Below are 14,781 nucleotides of genomic sequence, written 5' to 3'. Positions count from 1 at the left end.
AGCAGATCGCTGCCGCGTGAACGTCGGACAGCTCAACATCACCGGACACCCGCATCGGTGAGCGTGACTGTCAGATCAAATCCATGCTTTTACACCTCATGCCCGAAAATCTCGCTTTCAAACAGCGTTTCCGGCAGTCCCCCGCAGTTCAAGGCCACAAAGGGACCGGTGCGGCCGGAAAGATCATGCAGGCAGCGGGCGATCAGTTCCTTGCCGGTGCCCGTCTCCCCCAGGATCATCACTTCCGAAGGGACAGCGCCGACAGATTCCACCAGTTCGCGCAGTTCCACCACGGCGGGGGAGCGGCCGACAATGCGGCTTTCCAGGCTGCCCTTGGTCGCAAGCTGCCGACGCAGGGTCCGGGTTTCCATCACCAGCCGCCGCTTCTCCAACGCCCGTTGCACAACGCCGACAAATTGCTGTGAAGCAAAGGGCTTCTGGATGAAATCATAGGCGCCGTCGCGCATGGCCTGCACCGCCGTCGCCACATCGCCATGGCCGGTAATCATGATCACCGGCAGGTCCGGGTCAGACTCGGTCAGTTTGGCCAGATAGCTGATGCCATCCATGCCTGGCAGACGAATATCGGAGACAATGACGCCGGGATAATTCTTCGGGATGGTCCGCTTCGCCGTTTCGACGCTTTCGACGCCGATGGCCTTGATCCCTTCCAGTCTTAGCGCCTGCAGGCAGCCAAGGCGCACATCCTCGTCATCCTCGATGACGATGACCTGGCTCTCATTCATGGGGAAACTCCTTGGTCGGGGCGGCCGGCAGCACAATGCGGAACAGGGCCCCGCCGCAATCGCGGTTTGCCGCCGTCAGGTCGCCGCCGAAACCTCTGATGATGTCTTGTGAAATGGCAAGGCCGAGACCAAGCCCACTGGTTTTCTTGGTGGTGAAGAAGGGCTCGAACAGCTTGGCCAGCACGTCCGCACTCAGACCATGGCCATTATCGGTCACATCGATAATGGCGCGATCCCCCTCCTGGAAAAAGGCGATGCCCACCTTGGGTTCGCCATTACCGCTCAACGCATCCATGGCGTTACTGATCAGGTTGACAAGCACCTGCTCCAGCCGCACGCCATCGGCGATGGCCTGCACGGGGTGCGCCGGCTTCAGCAGTGCCACCTGGACATTTTCCTTCTTCAGGCGGTGGCCGAGTAGGGCGATGGCGCTCTCCACTGACAATTCCAGATTGACCGGCTCCACCTCGCCATCGGTACGACGGGCAAAGGACCGCAACTGCCCTGTCAGCACGCCCATGCGGCGGACCAGATCGCAGATGCGGCCAAGATTATGCTTCACCGTGCCCGTATCATTCAGTTCCAGAAAGCGGATGGCATTTTCCGACAGGGTGGACAGGGCCGCCAGCGGCTGGTTGATCTCATGCGCCAAGCCGGCCGAGAGCTGGCCGATCACCGCCAGATTTTCCGTGCGGATCAATTCATCCTGAAAGCTTTGCAGTTTGCGGGCCGCGGCGATCCGTTCGGCCACTTCGCGGCGCAGCTCTTCATTCGCTGCGTTCAATTGCCGATTGCGATCCTCGAACCGGCCTTTGAGGTGTTCATAAGCCTCTTGCAGCACCTTGCGGGCCAGCAGGCGTTCCTGGATCGTCAGCCGGCGCTGATTGGCAAAGCGCATGATCAAGGCGGCGACCAAGATCAGCAGGGCAACGGTCACCGCCGCTTCCGCCGCCCGATATTTCACGCTGGAGTAATCGACCAGCACGGTGAGGTCCATGCCAACCGGCGGCACATAAAGCGTGTCGGCAAGATAGGACCGGGTTTCCTGCCCATCCCCCACTGTCACGAACAGGGTGCCGTCGGCGTGGCGGGGCCGCACCTGCCAGTCAAGCGCATCCATCACGTGACTGTTATATTGTTGCGTCTGGTTCAGTTCAGCGATCTTGGCGGCGTCCAGCGGACCCAGGCTGTGATATTTCCACGCCGCGCGGGAGGACAGGACGATGACACGGTTCGCGTCCGTCATGAACATCAACTGGTCCATGCCATTCAGCCAGTCATGCTCCAGCTGTTCCAGATCAAGCTTGACCGCCACCGTCCCGACCCGGACGCCATCGCGTTCCACCGCCGTGGCCAGATAGTAACCCGGTGTATTGGCCGTGGTGCCGATACCGTAATAGCCGGTCACCGAACCGGCCTTCGCATTCTGCACATAAGGCCGATAGGAAATGTTGCGGCCGACAAAACTGCTGGAATCCTTCCAGTTGCTGGACGCGATCACCGTGCCGCCGGCATCGATCAGATAGATCTGCAAGGTTCCCGCCGCCATATTCAGCGTGGCGAGATAATGGTTGATCTCGCCGGCCTGCGCCCCCCGGTCGGTGGCAGCCAGGAAGGAACCGACCCGCTGATCCATAGCCATGGTCAGTGGCAGAATGCCGAGCTTGTCGATTTCGCGTTCGAACTTGGTAAAGGCGCGGTGCAGTTGATCATTGCTGGCCGCCATCAGATCATGGCGGCCAGCCCGCTCCGCCGACAGATAGGTGGCGACGAACCCCAGCAACATGACCAATGCCACCGCCGTGGCAAACATCACAAAGCTGCGGCGGCGTTCCCGGCGCGTACAGTCCATGTCAGTGAAAATATCGGGATCGAACATCCTGTCGCCTGCATGTCGACATGCGCCCTGGCATCGCCCCGCATAACGGCACGGCACCTCGCGCAGCAAAAAGCCGCTATCGCCAGCGTTCAAAGCAACCACGGCGCCGATCACCCTTCATTGTGCAGTTCGCGTAATCTAGCATTTCGCCAAAGCATGACGTTGATGCAGATCATGCGCCGGTCGGTTCGATGCGCTAACGTTGCACCTAACAAGCAACGCACACAGCAAATGGCGGGCCATGTAACCCTTTGACCGAAGGGATTTGATTTTATTGCCGATTTTCCGGCCACCACCCGACCTTGTCCGGAAAGCCGACGGATGATGGCGGGGGCGTTCGGGTAACCGAACGTCCCGGCTGACCCAGGGGTTTTGAGCGCAAACACCGGCGGATATCCGACCCCGGATCAGGGCGATGCACGGAGAAGCGAACGGTGGCCCGCCCCTGCCCGCTGCGAGCCTGACAAAAAATCCCGCAAATTCAAGCTGATCATCACCTCCCCCTGCCCTGGCACGTCCCTTGCGCTGGAAAGAGCCGCAGCGCCGGGCGGCAGAGGAGAGACAAGCGATGGATGAGATCATTCATTTGAGAATTGATGGGCGGGATGTGGCCGTAGCGGCCCCCGCCTCCATCCTGCAGGCGGCTATGGCCGACGGAACGGCTCTGACTGCCAATGTCGGCTGCATGGGACAGGGTGTCTGCGGCGCCTGCCGCTGCCTGGTGCGCCGGGAGGGCGAAAAGCAGATCGCCACCGCCCTTGCCTGCGAAACCCGGGCAGAGGCCGCCATGCAGGTCAGCTTCATTGTTTACTTCACCCCCGACAAACCGCACCGCTATGACATCGCGGCCATCCAGGATCTCTGGCAATTGTCAGACGCGGTGGATCGCCATTTCCCGGAAGCCGCCCATTGCCGCCATTGCAGCGGCTGTGACCGTGCCTGCCCGAAGGGGCTGTCGGTGCAGCAGGGCGTGGCGCTGTCGGTTGCCGGGGATTTTGCCGCGGCGGCGGCCATCTTCGAACAATGTGTCATGTGCAATCTCTGCACGCTCGCCTGCCCGGAAGGCATCTGGCCGAACCATCTGGGGCTGATGGTACGCCGCGCCATCGCGGCGCTGACCCTGCGCCCGTCCGACCTGATCCGGCGCCTGAATGAGATTGAGCGCGGGGCGATGACGCCCGACGCAACGGAAAAGGAGTGATGGCCATGCGCACTGAACCCATGGCGGCCCCCATGGCGGCCATTCCTTTCAGCGTGGCCCTTCAGACATGGCAAACCATGCCGGGGCAGCCGATGCGGCCGTCGGACAGCCCGCCACAGACGTTGCTGGAACGGTTTCATCCCGATTATGCCGCCCAGGCCACCTGCCGGCTGATGGTGGGGGCCAGCAAAGGCGCTCGCTGTCATCCGCTGCTGGCCCGCATCATCCAGGGCAATGCGCTGATCGGCGATGTCGATCTGGCCGCCCTTGCGCCGGTCACCACGGATATTCTCGTCATTGGCGGCGGGGGTGCCGGTGTGGCGGCGGCCCTTGCCGCCCGGGAAGCCGGTGCCGACGTCATCCTGGCGGCCAAGCTGCGGGTCGGCGACAGCAATACGGTAATGGCGGAGGGCGGCATACAGGCAGCCGTCGGTGACGATGACAGCCTGCAACGGCATTATGACGATACTTTGAAGGGCGGCCATCAGGCGGCCGATCCGGCCCTGGTGGAACGGCTGGTCGGCCAGGCACCGGCCATCATCCGCTGGCTTATCCAACTGGGGATGCATTTCGATCTGGCGGACAGCCCGACGCCCGGCGCGCGCCTGCTGCGCAAGCGTGCCGGCGGCACCACGGCGGCCCGCATTCTCAGCTATCGTGATTTCACCGGGCTGGAAATGATGCGGGTGCTGCGCGAAGCGGTGGAGCTTGATCGCGGCGTGACCATCCTCAACCGGCATCCGGCGGTGGAACTGCTGTCCAACGATCATGGGCACTGCGCCGGGGCCGTGCTGTATGATCTTGAACATGCCACCCTGCGCATCATCCGCGCCCGCGCCGTCATCCTGGCGACCGGCGGGGCCGGCCGCCTGCACCTGCAGGGCTTTGCCACCTCCAATCATTATGGCGCCACGGCGGATGGTCTGGCGCTGGCCTATCGGATCGGTGCCAGGGTGCGGGACATGGATTCCTTCCAGTTCCATCCGACCGGCATAGCCTGGCCGCAGCATCTGGCCGGCGGCCTGATTTCAGAGGCGGTCCGCTCCCTGGGGGCGAAGCTGATCAATGGTCTTGGGGAACGGTTCATTGATGAGCTGGCCCCCCGCGATCTGGTGACCGCCGCCATCCTGCGCGAATGTGCCGAGGGCCGGGGCGTGGTGCGCGATGGGCAGGTGGGCGTCCTGCTCGATACGCCCGGCCTGCTGGCCGAAAAGCCGGACCTTCTGTCCCGGCAGCTTGTCTCCCTGGCGCATCTGGCCGATCGCTGCGGCATCGACCCCCGGCGGGAGCCGTTGCTGATCCGCCCGACGCTGCATTACCAGAATGGCGGGGTGGAGATTGACCGGCACGGGGCAACGGCTGTGCCCGGCCTTTATTGTGCCGGCGAGGTGGCGGGCGGCATCCATGGCCGCAACCGGCTGATGGGCAATGCCCTGCTCGACATCCTGGTCTTCGGCCGGGAGGCGGGAAAGGCCGCCGCCACGCTGGCGGGAACGCCGCTCACCGGCAGGGTCGGGCTGGAACATGTGCGGGACTGGCAGCGGCAACTGACCTATGCCGGCTTGATCAACGGGCCACGGTCGCCCCTGCTCTATCCGGCATACGGAAATTTCGACCTGCGGGCCCATATGGCCACGGCGCGGAAAGGCTGACCATCATGCAACCGTTAAATCACGTGCTGCTGCATCCCGCCATCCAGGTGGGGGCCGATCTGAACCGCTGGCGCAATGCGGGCGGTGGCGTCGGGCTGATAATGGCTGCAAGCCAGCCTGCCGCCATCATCCCCACCCTGCAGGCCGCCGACCTGCGGGGCATGGGTGGGGCCGGCTTTCCAACCTGGCGGAAATGGACGGCAGCGGCCGCCATGGTGGCGGAGACGAAATATGTCGTCTGCAACGGCAATGAGGATGAGCCCGGTACCTTCAAGGATCGCCACCTGCTGCGCTGGACACCGCATCAGGTAATCGAAGGGGCGCTGATCGCGGCCATCGCCATCAAGGCCAGCCATGTCATCTTCTATGTCAACCCGCATCAGGCGGACAGCATCGCCGAAATGCGCGCCGCCGTGGCGCAATGGCAGGGCAGCGACCTGCTGGCCGGCCTTGAACCGATCATCGGGCAGCCGGTCAAGCTGGAGGTGATCGCCAGTTCCGGCCGGTATATTGGCGGGGAGGAAACGGCGGTGGTGTCCTGGCTGAACCAGGGTTTCCCCTTCCCCAGCCGCAAACCGCCCTTCCCCTTTGAAAAGGGGGTGGGCGGCCAGCCAACCCTGATCAACAACACCGAAACACTGGCCAATGTGCCGCATATCTTGAACAATGGCGCGGACTGGTACCGCGCCCTGGGCAAAGGCGAGGCGTGCGGGACGAAGCTTTATTCGCTTTCCGGAGATGTGCTGAATCCGGGGCTCTATGAATTGCCGATGGGGACCAGCCTGCGGGATCTGGTTTTCACCTATGGCGGCGGGATGCTGGATGGGCGTGCCTTCAAGGCCGTGTTCACCGGCGGCCCTTCCAACACGCTGCTGACGGCGCGTGACCTTGATGTGGCGCTGGATTTCGATTCGGTACGGGCGCGGCAATCCCGGCTCGGCACCGGTGCCATGATCGTCATGTCGGAAGGCACCAGCATCGTCCGCAAGGTCGCCGATTATGTTGAATTCTTCGCCACCGGCTCCTGCGGCCAATGCCCATCCTGCAAGTGCGGCACGTTCCAGATGGCCCGGCTGCTGGACCGGATCGCCACAGGCCGGGGTACAGCTGCCGATGTCGGCGCGCTGGACCATCTCTGCGCCCTGCTGCCGGGCAGCGGCCGCTGCGCGCTGATCGACGGGGCGGTGACGGTGGTGAAAAGCGCGCTGCAGACCTTTCCGGAAGAATATCAGCGGCCGGCAGCAGCGGGCGGGGCGCCAAAAGCCAACCAACAAACCTGACTGGTCCTACCAAATATGGTCCCGGTGTGATGGATAGCCGGAACATGGCTGATTTGCACGGCATCCCTTGCAAATTCTTCGGATTTTGGTATGACCAATATCAGGAGAAGCATCCATGTCCCCATTGACGGATCAGATCAGGGCCTTGATTGCCGCGCGCCAGCTGGCGCCGGGCGCGCGCCTGCCACCAGAACGGACGCTGGCGGCGGAACTGGGCGTCTCCCGCTCACGGCTGCGGGAGGCGATGCAGCAACTGATCAGCCGCGGCCTGATTGTCAGCCGCCGGGGCGGCGGGAATTTCGTCGCCCCCGGCAGTGCCGAACGGGCCCTGGAACAGGCGATGCAGCCCCTGCAGCCGCTTGCCCAGGCAGAGGGCGGCTATTGGCAGGATGTCATGGAAATCCGCAAGTCGCTGGAGGCGGACGCCGCCTATCACGCGGCCCTGCGCGCCGATGATCGGGACCGGCAGCACCTGCAGGCGGCCCTGGGCGCCGTCTGTGCCGGGGCCGCCGACCCGGAGACCCAATCGCGCGCCGACGCCGCCTTTCACATGGCGATTGCCGAGGCGTCGCATAATCTGGTGCTGCGGCAGGTGATTTCCGGGCTGTTCGACCTGATGCGGGTCAGCATCGCCGAGAGCCTCAGCAAGCTGCATCTCCTGCCCGATACGGCGGAAAAGCTGAACCACCAGCATCAGGCCATTGCCGCGGCGATCCTGGCCGGGCGGGCCGATGATGCACGCCAGGCCGCCACGGATCATCTCTGCTTCGTGGAAGACAGCCTGCGCCGCATCGAAACGGAAACCGCACGTGCGCGCCGGGCCGGGGCCCTGCGCAACAAATTACCCCAGGGGGAACTGCCAGCATGATCATATCCTCATCGACCGATTACAGAGAGGCTGCCCGCCGTCGCCTGCCGCCCTTCCTGTTCCATTACATTGATGGCGGGGCCAATGCTGAACGCACGCTGGGCAAGAATGTGGAGGATCTGTCCGATCTGGCCCTGCGCCAGCGGGTGCTGAAAAGCGTCGGATCGGTGGATATTTCCACCAGCTTCTTTGATGAGAAAGTGTCCATGCCGGTGGCGCTGGCCCCAGTCGGCCTGACCGGCATGTATGCGCGGCGCGGCGAAGTGCAGGCGGCCCGCGCCGCCGCCAAGAAAGGCATTCCGCTGACGCTCTCCACCGTCTCCGTCTGTCCGATTGAAGAAGTGCAGGCGGCCGTGGACCGCCCGATCTGGTTCCAGCTTTATGTGCTGCGGGATCGCGGCTTCATGAAGAACGCGCTGGAACGCGCCTGGGCGGCGGGTATCCGCAAACTGGTCTTCACCGTTGACATGCCGGTCCCTGGCAGCCGCTACCGCGATGCCCATTCCGGCATGTCGGGCCCCAATGCCCCCCTGCGGCGCATGATCCAGGCGGTGATGCACCCCACCTGGGCGTTCGATGTCGGCCTGTTCGGCCGGCCACATGATCTGGGCAATGTCTCCGCCTATCGACAGCAGAAGACCAATCTGGCCGACTATGTCGGCTGGCTCGGCCAAAATTTTGACCCCTCCATCGGCTGGCAGGATCTGGAATGGATTCGGGATTTCTGGAAAGGCCCGATGATCATCAAGGGCATTCTGGACCCCGATGATGCCCGCGACGCCGTTCGCTTTGGCGCCGATGGCATTGTCGTCTCCAATCATGGCGGGCGGCAGCTTGACGGCGTGCTCTCCTCCGCCAAAGCCCTGCCGGCCATTGCCGATGCGGTGAAGGGTGACCTGACCATTCTGGCGGATTCCGGCATCCGCTCTGGGCTGGATGTGGTGCGGATGCTGGCGCAGGGGGCGGATGGCGTCATGATCGGCCGCGCCTTTGTTTATGCGTTGGCGGCGGCCGGTGCCGCCGGTGTCGAAAACCTGCTGGATCTGTTCGCCAAGGAAATGCAGGTGGCGATGACGCTGACCGGCGCCCGCTCCATCGCCGAGATTTCGGCCGACAGTCTGGTGAAGGCGGTGGCCGCCGCCTGATTACGCAGCACAGGGCTTTCCAGGACAGGGGCGCAGGCGAGGCTAAGCCATCACCTGCGCCCCTCTTACGTTCGGATAGCCGAACGCCGGTCAAGGCCATTGGTCGGAAAGACGCATATAAACGTCTTCGCTCAAGATAAATCCCTGTAAAAACAACATATTAAAAGAGACCTCCGAACTGGCACGCCATGTGCGTCCAGCAAAGCCCATGCAGCCGATCTGCCGTGTCGGCATTTGGTTATCGGAGGAAAACATGGCCGGAAAAGAAGATGACGGCAGACCCGCCAGCGGGGCCCGGGTAACGGGGCTTGCGGCCTGGAAATCCTGGCAGGTGGGGCCCGTACCCCTGCCGCTTTATCTTGCCATCGCCACCGTGGTTCTGGGCGGATCGGCAGCCGGGCGATTGCCGGCCGACATGATCGGTGGTTTTGCTGCCATCATGCTGCTGGGCCTGCCCTTGGGGGAATTGGGTTCCCGCCTGCCCGTGCTGAAACATATCGGCGGCTCGGCCATTCTCTGCCTGTTCGTTCCCTCGGCATTGCTGGCCTATCAGATCATGAACCCTGCGCTGCATCAGGCCATTGCAGCCGTGATGAAGACCTCGAACTTCCTCTATCTCTATATTGCCTGCCTGGTCACCGGATCGATGCTGGGCATGAACCGGCGGGTTCTGATCAAGGGCTTTCTCAAAATGTTCGTGCCGCTGGCCGTGGGCACGGCTGCCGCCATCATCGCCGGCTCCCTGGCCGGTCTCGCCTTCGGCTATGAGGTGAAGCATACATTCTTTTTCATCGTCATGCCGATCATTGCCGGCGGCATCGGCGAAGGCATCCTGCCACTGTCGCTGGCCTATGCGGAGATTACCGGCCAGGCGCAACCGGCCTTGATTGCCACGCTGATCCCGGCGGCGCTGATCGGCAATGTGGTCGCCATCATCAGCGCCGGGGTGCTGCGCCATATCGGGGAAATCAGGCCGCAGCATTCCGGCAGGGGGCTGCTGGTCCGCAGCGGTGGCGATAATGATCTTCTGGCCGAGATGGCGGTGGATCATAAGATCGACCTTCCCCTGATGGGCGCGGGCCTGCTGTTATCCTGCTGCATGTTCATCCTGGGGGCCTTCCTGTCGCCCGATCTGGGCATTCCCGGCCCCATTGTGATGATCATCGGGGCGGCCCTGCTGAAGGTTTCCGGCATCATCCCCAGCCGGGTTGAGAGTGGCGCCCACCAGATGCATCGTTTCATGACCATGACCATGACCTTTCCGCTGCTGGTGGGGCTGGGCACGCTTTATGTGCCGTGGAACGACCTGCTGGCCGCCTTCCACCCGGCCTATTTCGTCATCTGCCTTTCAACGGTGCTGGGCATGGTCATTTCCGGCTGGTTCGTCGGCAAATGGCTTGGCATGTACGAGCTGGAGGCCGCCATCGTCACCTGCTGCCATTCCGGCCTGGGCGGCACGGGCGACGTCGCCATTCTCTCCGCCGCCAACCGCATGGGGCTGATGCCCTTTGCCCAGATTTCCACCCGCATCGGCGGGGCCGGCATGGTGGTGCTGGCAGCCTTCCTGCTGAAGGCGCTACAATAAACCCTCACTGATGGCCGCCGCCGCCTCCCGCCGGATGGCATCCCGCAGCCATTGGATGGGCGGCGGGGTGGGGCCGATATCCGGCTCCAGGAAGGTGAAATCCAGGCTGATGACGGGGTCCACCGGGCGGGTCACCACCCCCAGCCGGCGATAGAGCCGGGCGGAAAACGGCTCCACGATCGAGACACCCAGTCCCGCCGCAACATAGGCGTACATGGGCATGGATTGCTGGCACTCCAGCATCCGCACCGACTCCACCCCCGCAGCCAGCAGGGCGGCATCGATACCGTTCCACAAGGCATCGGCCTCATGCATCGGGCCGATGAACCGCTCCCCAGCAAGGTCGCTGATCCGCACCAGGGCCTGCGCGGTCAGGCGGTGGGCCGGCGGCAAGGCGCAAAGATAAGGGGCACGGGCCAGCAATTCAGTGCGGATGCCGTCGCGCGGCGGGGCGGTGACGCCGATCCCCAGATCGGCCTGTCCCAGAAACAGGCGATCCTCAACAGCGCGATGGCCCAATACCTCCACCGTCACCTTCACATCGGGGTAAAGCGCCTGGAAATCCGCCAGGACCGGCGGCAGGATGGTGATGGCGAAGGTCGGCAAGACAGCCAGCCGCACGGTGCCCACCGGATGCGCCCGGATGCGGCGCGCGGCCTGGGCCAGCATATCCAGACCGGTGAAGGAACGCTGTACCGCCTCAAACAGGGTCTCGGCCTGCTTGGTCGGGTGCATCCGGCTGCCCCGCCGGTCGAAAAGCTGAAACCCGACCGCATGTTCCAGATCGGCAATCAGCCGACTGACCGAGGGCTGGGAAATGGACAGCATGGCGGCCGCGGCGGTTACCCCGCCGCTCATCATCACTGCCCGAAACGCCTCAATCTGTCGCATTCTCATGCGCCCATAGTATTCACGTATGGGCGACCAAAGCAATTGGATTGGAGCGAATACCCCATTTTGTAAGAGGATATTTTCAATAACAACACTTCATGAAGTGTGAATATGGGTTTCGAAGCACAGCGCGAACAGTTCCGCCAGGAAGGCTATGCCGTGTTCGAACGGGTGCTGGAAGGCGAATTGCTGGATATCCTGCGCAGCCAATGTGCGGAGATGGTGGCCCGCGCCGATGCGCATCTGGATGCGCTGGGGGTGGATAGCGACGGGATCACCCACCGGGGCAATCGCTATTTCGCCGGGGAGTGCCAGCGGGTGCAGCCGGCCCTGCGCCGGATGCTGTTTGCCCCAGTGATGGCCGATATCTGCCGCACCACCCTGGGGGATGAAGCCTATTTTTTCTATGACCAATATGTGGTGAAGGGGTCCGGCGGCGGCATGGCCTTCGCCTGGCACCAGGATAGCGGCTATGTCGTTGGCAATGGCGGGCCGGCGGATCACGCCCCCTATCTCACCTGCTGGTGCCCGCTGGATGATGCGACATTGGAAAATGGCACCATCCGCCTGCTGCCCTTCAGCCGCGTGCCGGCCAGCCGCGACGGTATCCTGCCCCATCTCCGCCAGCCGGGAACCAACGATCTGGTCGGCTGGACCGGTGATGACCAAGGTGTGGTGATTGAGGCACCCGCCGGCAGCGTCGTTGCCTTTTCTTCCCGGCTGCTGCACGCCTCCGGCCCGAACCACAGCGACCGGATGCGGCGGGTCTATCTGGCGCAGTACAGCCCGGAAGTCATCCTGAACCCGGGTACCCGACATTTGCGCCGCGACGCCATCCCGTTGCTGCGCAGCGGGCGGCAGGTGACCTTCGGCTGAACAGGTTTCACAATAAGAGCAAGGAGATGAAAGGGCATCCGCAGGTTATCCGACCAGCGGGCGGCCAAGAATGATGATCCATCCCAATCAATCCGGCCCCGCGCATCCCTTCCGGATGCCCATTTCCCTTCACCCCCGGCATGAATTTCATGACCGGGCGTTTGGCATTTTAAAATACAACACTAAGAATTTTGTAATTATTTGTATTCCACATTTTTTCCATTTAATTCCTATTGACGATATAGGAATGAAACGGCACGATCCCGGCCACGTCACACGATGCTTGTGTTGAATTCTGGGGAGCCTGAAAAGAAATGACACAAAAGACCTTGACGCTCTGGACCCACCGCGCCCTTACCGGTTCGCTGCTGATCGGTGCGACCGCGCTGGCCCCGCTGCTCGCCCTGGCCCAGGCCAGCGGCGATGCCCCCCTTGTGCTGGAAGAGATCATCGTCACCGCGCAGAAGCGGACCCAGAACCTGCAGGACGTGCCGGCCTCCGTCGCCGTTGTCCCGGCCAGCGTGCTGGACAATCGGCCCGGTACCAATATCGAAGGGTTGCAGACGCTGATCCCGTCGCTGAATTTCCGCAAGGGCGGCACGGCGCTGGACAGTTCGCTGTTCCTGCGCGGGGTCGGCACCATCAATTTCGCCATCGCGGCGGAAAGCAGCGTCGCCTTCGTGCTGGATGGGGTGGTGCTGGCCCGCGCCGGCGAAGCCTTCGGCGACCTGTATGATGTGGAGCGGATCGAGGTGCTGCGCGGGCCCCAGGGCACTTTGTTCGGCAAGAATGCCTCTGCCGGCGTGGTCAATCTGGTGACCAAGCGGCCGGGCGATAAATTCGGCGGCACGGTCGAACTGACCGCCGCGCAGGGCCGGGAATATAAGGGCAAGGTCGCGGTCGACCTGCCCTTGTCCGAAACGGTGCGCGCCCGGTTGACCGGTTTCACCGGCACCTATGATGGCAATATCACCAACCTCTATACCGCCGATCCGGCCGCCAAGAAGTCCAAGGTCAATGGCTATGACCGCAAGGGCGTGCGCGGCGTGGTGGAATGGGATGCCACGGAAAACCTGAAATGGACCTTCATCGGCGATTACCGCAAGGCCGATGATGACAGCCTGGCCGAAGTGATCGGCAGCAGCCCCACGGCCGGCCCCAACCAGGCGGCCTTGCTGTCGCTGCTGTCCGGCGTTGATCTGCGCGGCGACAAGACCCGGCAGGTCCGCCATAATGAAGCCAGCCTGTCGCAGGAAGAAGGCTGGGGCTTCTCCGCCCAGGCCGATTATACGCTGGGTGACCATACCATCACCTCCATCACCGCCTGGCGGGAATGGGATATCTGGGGCCAGCGCGAAGGCGATTGGCTGGACCGCACCGCCGCCTATGTCGGCAATGCCTTTGCCCAGTTGCATGATTACGGCCCGCAGGACAGCCGCACCTTCAGCCAGGAACTGCGCCTTGCCTCCCCCTCCGGCCAGACGCTGGAATATGTGGCGGGTGTCTATTACGCCAACGCCAAGGCCGACCGCACCTTCACCCGCGATACCACCGTCTGCACCGCCACCACCCTGGCGGTGGATGCCACGGGGCTGCGCCCCTGCCTGCCCGGTGCCTCCACCTATGTGGCCGGCACCTCCACCGCCACCTTCGGATCAAAGAGCGAGAGCGTGGCCGGCTTCACCCAGGGCACGCTGCGGCTGACTGATGACTTGTCAGCCATCGCCGGTCTGCGGCTGACCCATGATAGGCTGGAAACCTATCACAATCGCATCCCGTCCACGGCCCCCATTGATCTGCCGGGTATCCGCCGCGATCTTTCCGGCTGGCAGGACGAGGCGTCGAAGGACAATATTTCCGGCAAGGCCGGCCTTGCCTATCAGGTGAGCGAGGCGGTATCGACCTATGCCACCTACAGCCGGGGCTATAAGGGCCCGGCCTTCAACGTCTTCTTCAATCAGGCCGCCAACCAGCGCAACCTGATTGAGGCGGAAACCGTGGATGCCTATGAGGTCGGGCTGAAATCGGAACTGTTCGGCCGCCGCGCCCTGGTGAATATCGCCGGCTTCTGGTCGAAATATGATAATTTCCAGGCCAATAATTTCGACACGCTGAACGGTATCGTCATCACCCGCCTGACCAATGCCGGCGAGGTTTCCACCAAGGGGATCGAGCTGGACAGCCAGTTCCGCGTGACGCAGGATTTCAACCTGTCGGCCGGTGTCGCCTATACCGACGCGCAGATCGACAAGTTCCGCGATGCCAGCGGCGTGCTCAGCAATGCCCGCAAGGGCGAACCGCTGCCGCTGGCCCCGAAATGGAAACTGTCGGTCAGCGGCGATTACACCATCGCGCCTGACAATCTGCCCGTCGATTTCCACCTGACCGGCACCTACAGCTACACCAGCGGCCAGACCTCTGACCTGGGCAACAACCCGCTGCTCTATATCCACTCCTATGATCTGGTGAATGTCGGCATCGCCATTTCGGACAAGACGGACCGTTACCGGTTGTCGCTGTTCGTGAACAACCTGTTCGACCAGAGCTTCCCGCTCCAGATTACCACCGGTGGTCCGGGCGGGGCCCTGCGTTACGTTATCCCGCGTGAGGCGGACCGCTATGCCGGCGTTTCCTTGCGCGTGAAGTTTGGGGATTAAT

11 protein-coding genes are annotated in these 14,781 nt (G+C 63.0%); 8 read left to right on the top strand and 3 right to left on the bottom strand.

The features are described from left to right. Positions 1-89: 89 nt before the first annotated feature. Both CHB97_RS22290 and CHB97_RS22285 read right to left on the bottom strand, forming a co-directional pair. Positions 90-746 carry a sigma-54 dependent transcriptional regulator gene (locus CHB97_RS22290; RefSeq protein WP_200820076.1) on the bottom strand — a complete coding sequence of 219 codons (657 nt, stop codon included), beginning with the start codon at positions 744-746 and terminating at the stop codon, positions 90-92. Continuing rightward, the gene (locus tag CHB97_RS22285; protein WP_089290224.1) at positions 739-2,625 is read right to left on the bottom strand and encodes an ATP-binding protein; all 1,887 of its coding nucleotides are present in this window, start codon (positions 2,623-2,625) and stop codon (positions 739-741) included. The genes CHB97_RS22290 and CHB97_RS22285 overlap by 8 nt, the downstream gene beginning before the upstream one ends. 568 nt (positions 2,626-3,193) lie before the next feature. On the opposite strand from CHB97_RS22285, the gene CHB97_RS22280 reads away from it, so the two are divergent. The 6 genes from CHB97_RS22280 to CHB97_RS22255 all read left to right on the top strand — a co-directional run bounded on the left by CHB97_RS22280 (position 3,194) and on the right by CHB97_RS22255 (position 10,356). After that, entirely contained in the window at positions 3,194-3,826 is a 633-nt protein-coding gene (locus CHB97_RS22280) for a 4Fe-4S dicluster domain-containing protein (protein WP_089290223.1), read from the top strand. 5 nt (positions 3,827-3,831) lie between these two features. Next, positions 3,832-5,478, top strand: a complete 1,647-nt coding sequence (locus CHB97_RS22275; protein ID WP_244559670.1) for an FAD-binding protein — start codon at positions 3,832-3,834, stop codon at positions 5,476-5,478. Between the two features lie 5 nt (positions 5,479-5,483). Beyond that, positions 5,484-6,758: an NADH-quinone oxidoreductase subunit F gene (locus CHB97_RS22270; protein WP_089290222.1), complete on the top strand. Its 1,275-nt coding sequence runs from the start codon at positions 5,484-5,486 to the stop codon at positions 6,756-6,758. Between the two features lie 115 nt (positions 6,759-6,873). Further along, on the top strand, positions 6,874-7,626 hold the full coding sequence (locus tag CHB97_RS22265; RefSeq protein ID WP_089290221.1) for an FCD domain-containing protein: 753 nt from the start codon (positions 6,874-6,876) through the stop codon (positions 7,624-7,626). Next, on the top strand, positions 7,623-8,771 hold the full coding sequence (lldD, locus tag CHB97_RS22260; RefSeq protein ID WP_089290220.1) for an FMN-dependent L-lactate dehydrogenase LldD: 1,149 nt from the start codon (positions 7,623-7,625) through the stop codon (positions 8,769-8,771). The genes CHB97_RS22265 and lldD overlap by 4 nt, the downstream gene beginning before the upstream one ends. Positions 8,772-9,024: 253 nt before the next feature. Continuing rightward, positions 9,025-10,356: a 2-hydroxycarboxylate transporter family protein gene (locus tag CHB97_RS22255; protein ID WP_089290219.1), complete on the top strand. Its 1,332-nt coding sequence runs from the start codon at positions 9,025-9,027 to the stop codon at positions 10,354-10,356. On the opposite strand, the gene CHB97_RS22250 is transcribed toward CHB97_RS22255, so the two are convergent. Beyond that, entirely contained in the window at positions 10,348-11,253 is a 906-nt protein-coding gene (locus tag CHB97_RS22250) for a LysR substrate-binding domain-containing protein (protein ID WP_089290218.1), read from the bottom strand. The two genes, CHB97_RS22255 and CHB97_RS22250, sit on opposite strands and share 9 nt — an antisense overlap. A gap of 105 nt (positions 11,254-11,358) precedes the next feature. Between CHB97_RS22250 and CHB97_RS22245 the strand changes: the two genes are divergently transcribed. After that, positions 11,359-12,123, top strand: a complete 765-nt coding sequence (locus tag CHB97_RS22245; RefSeq protein ID WP_089290217.1) for a phytanoyl-CoA dioxygenase family protein — start codon at positions 11,359-11,361, stop codon at positions 12,121-12,123. Between the two features lie 314 nt (positions 12,124-12,437). Beyond that, positions 12,438-14,780 (top strand): TonB-dependent receptor, encoded by a 2,343-nt coding sequence (locus CHB97_RS22240; RefSeq protein ID WP_089290216.1) that lies wholly within the window; start codon positions 12,438-12,440, stop codon positions 14,778-14,780. Position 14,781: the final 1 nt, after the last annotated feature.

Source organism: Azospirillum sp. RU38E, from assembly GCF_900188385.1.
Taxonomy (GTDB): Bacteria; Pseudomonadota; Alphaproteobacteria; order Azospirillales; family Azospirillaceae; genus Niveispirillum.
The sequence above is the reverse complement of the archived record's forward strand: the minus strand, read 5'-3'. Positions and strand labels throughout refer to the sequence as shown.

Excerpts from the sequence above, each read along its gene's own strand:
- CHB97_RS22245 (WP_089290217.1), top strand. The coding sequence starts at position 11,359 with ATGGGTTTCGAAGCACAGCGCGAACAGTTCCGCCAGGAAGGCTATGCC.
- CHB97_RS22255 (WP_089290219.1), top strand. The coding sequence starts at position 9,025 with ATGGCCGGAAAAGAAGATGACGGCAGACCCGCCAGCGGGGCCCGGGTA.
- CHB97_RS22265 (WP_089290221.1), top strand. The coding sequence starts at position 6,874 with ATGTCCCCATTGACGGATCAGATCAGGGCCTTGATTGCCGCGCGCCAG.
- CHB97_RS22285 (WP_089290224.1), bottom strand. The coding sequence starts at position 2,625 with ATGTTCGATCCCGATATTTTCACTGACATGGACTGTACGCGCCGGGAA.
- CHB97_RS22290 (WP_200820076.1), bottom strand. The coding sequence starts at position 746 with ATGAATGAGAGCCAGGTCATCGTCATCGAGGATGACGAGGATGTGCGC.
- CHB97_RS22250 (WP_089290218.1), bottom strand. The coding sequence starts at position 11,253 with ATGAGAATGCGACAGATTGAGGCGTTTCGGGCAGTGATGATGAGCGGC.
- lldD (WP_089290220.1), top strand. The coding sequence starts at position 7,623 with ATGATCATATCCTCATCGACCGATTACAGAGAGGCTGCCCGCCGTCGC.
- CHB97_RS22240 (WP_089290216.1), top strand. The coding sequence starts at position 12,438 with ATGACACAAAAGACCTTGACGCTCTGGACCCACCGCGCCCTTACCGGT.
- CHB97_RS22280 (WP_089290223.1), top strand. The coding sequence starts at position 3,194 with ATGGATGAGATCATTCATTTGAGAATTGATGGGCGGGATGTGGCCGTA.
- CHB97_RS22270 (WP_089290222.1), top strand. The coding sequence starts at position 5,484 with ATGCAACCGTTAAATCACGTGCTGCTGCATCCCGCCATCCAGGTGGGG.
- CHB97_RS22275 (WP_244559670.1), top strand. The coding sequence starts at position 3,832 with ATGCGCACTGAACCCATGGCGGCCCCCATGGCGGCCATTCCTTTCAGC.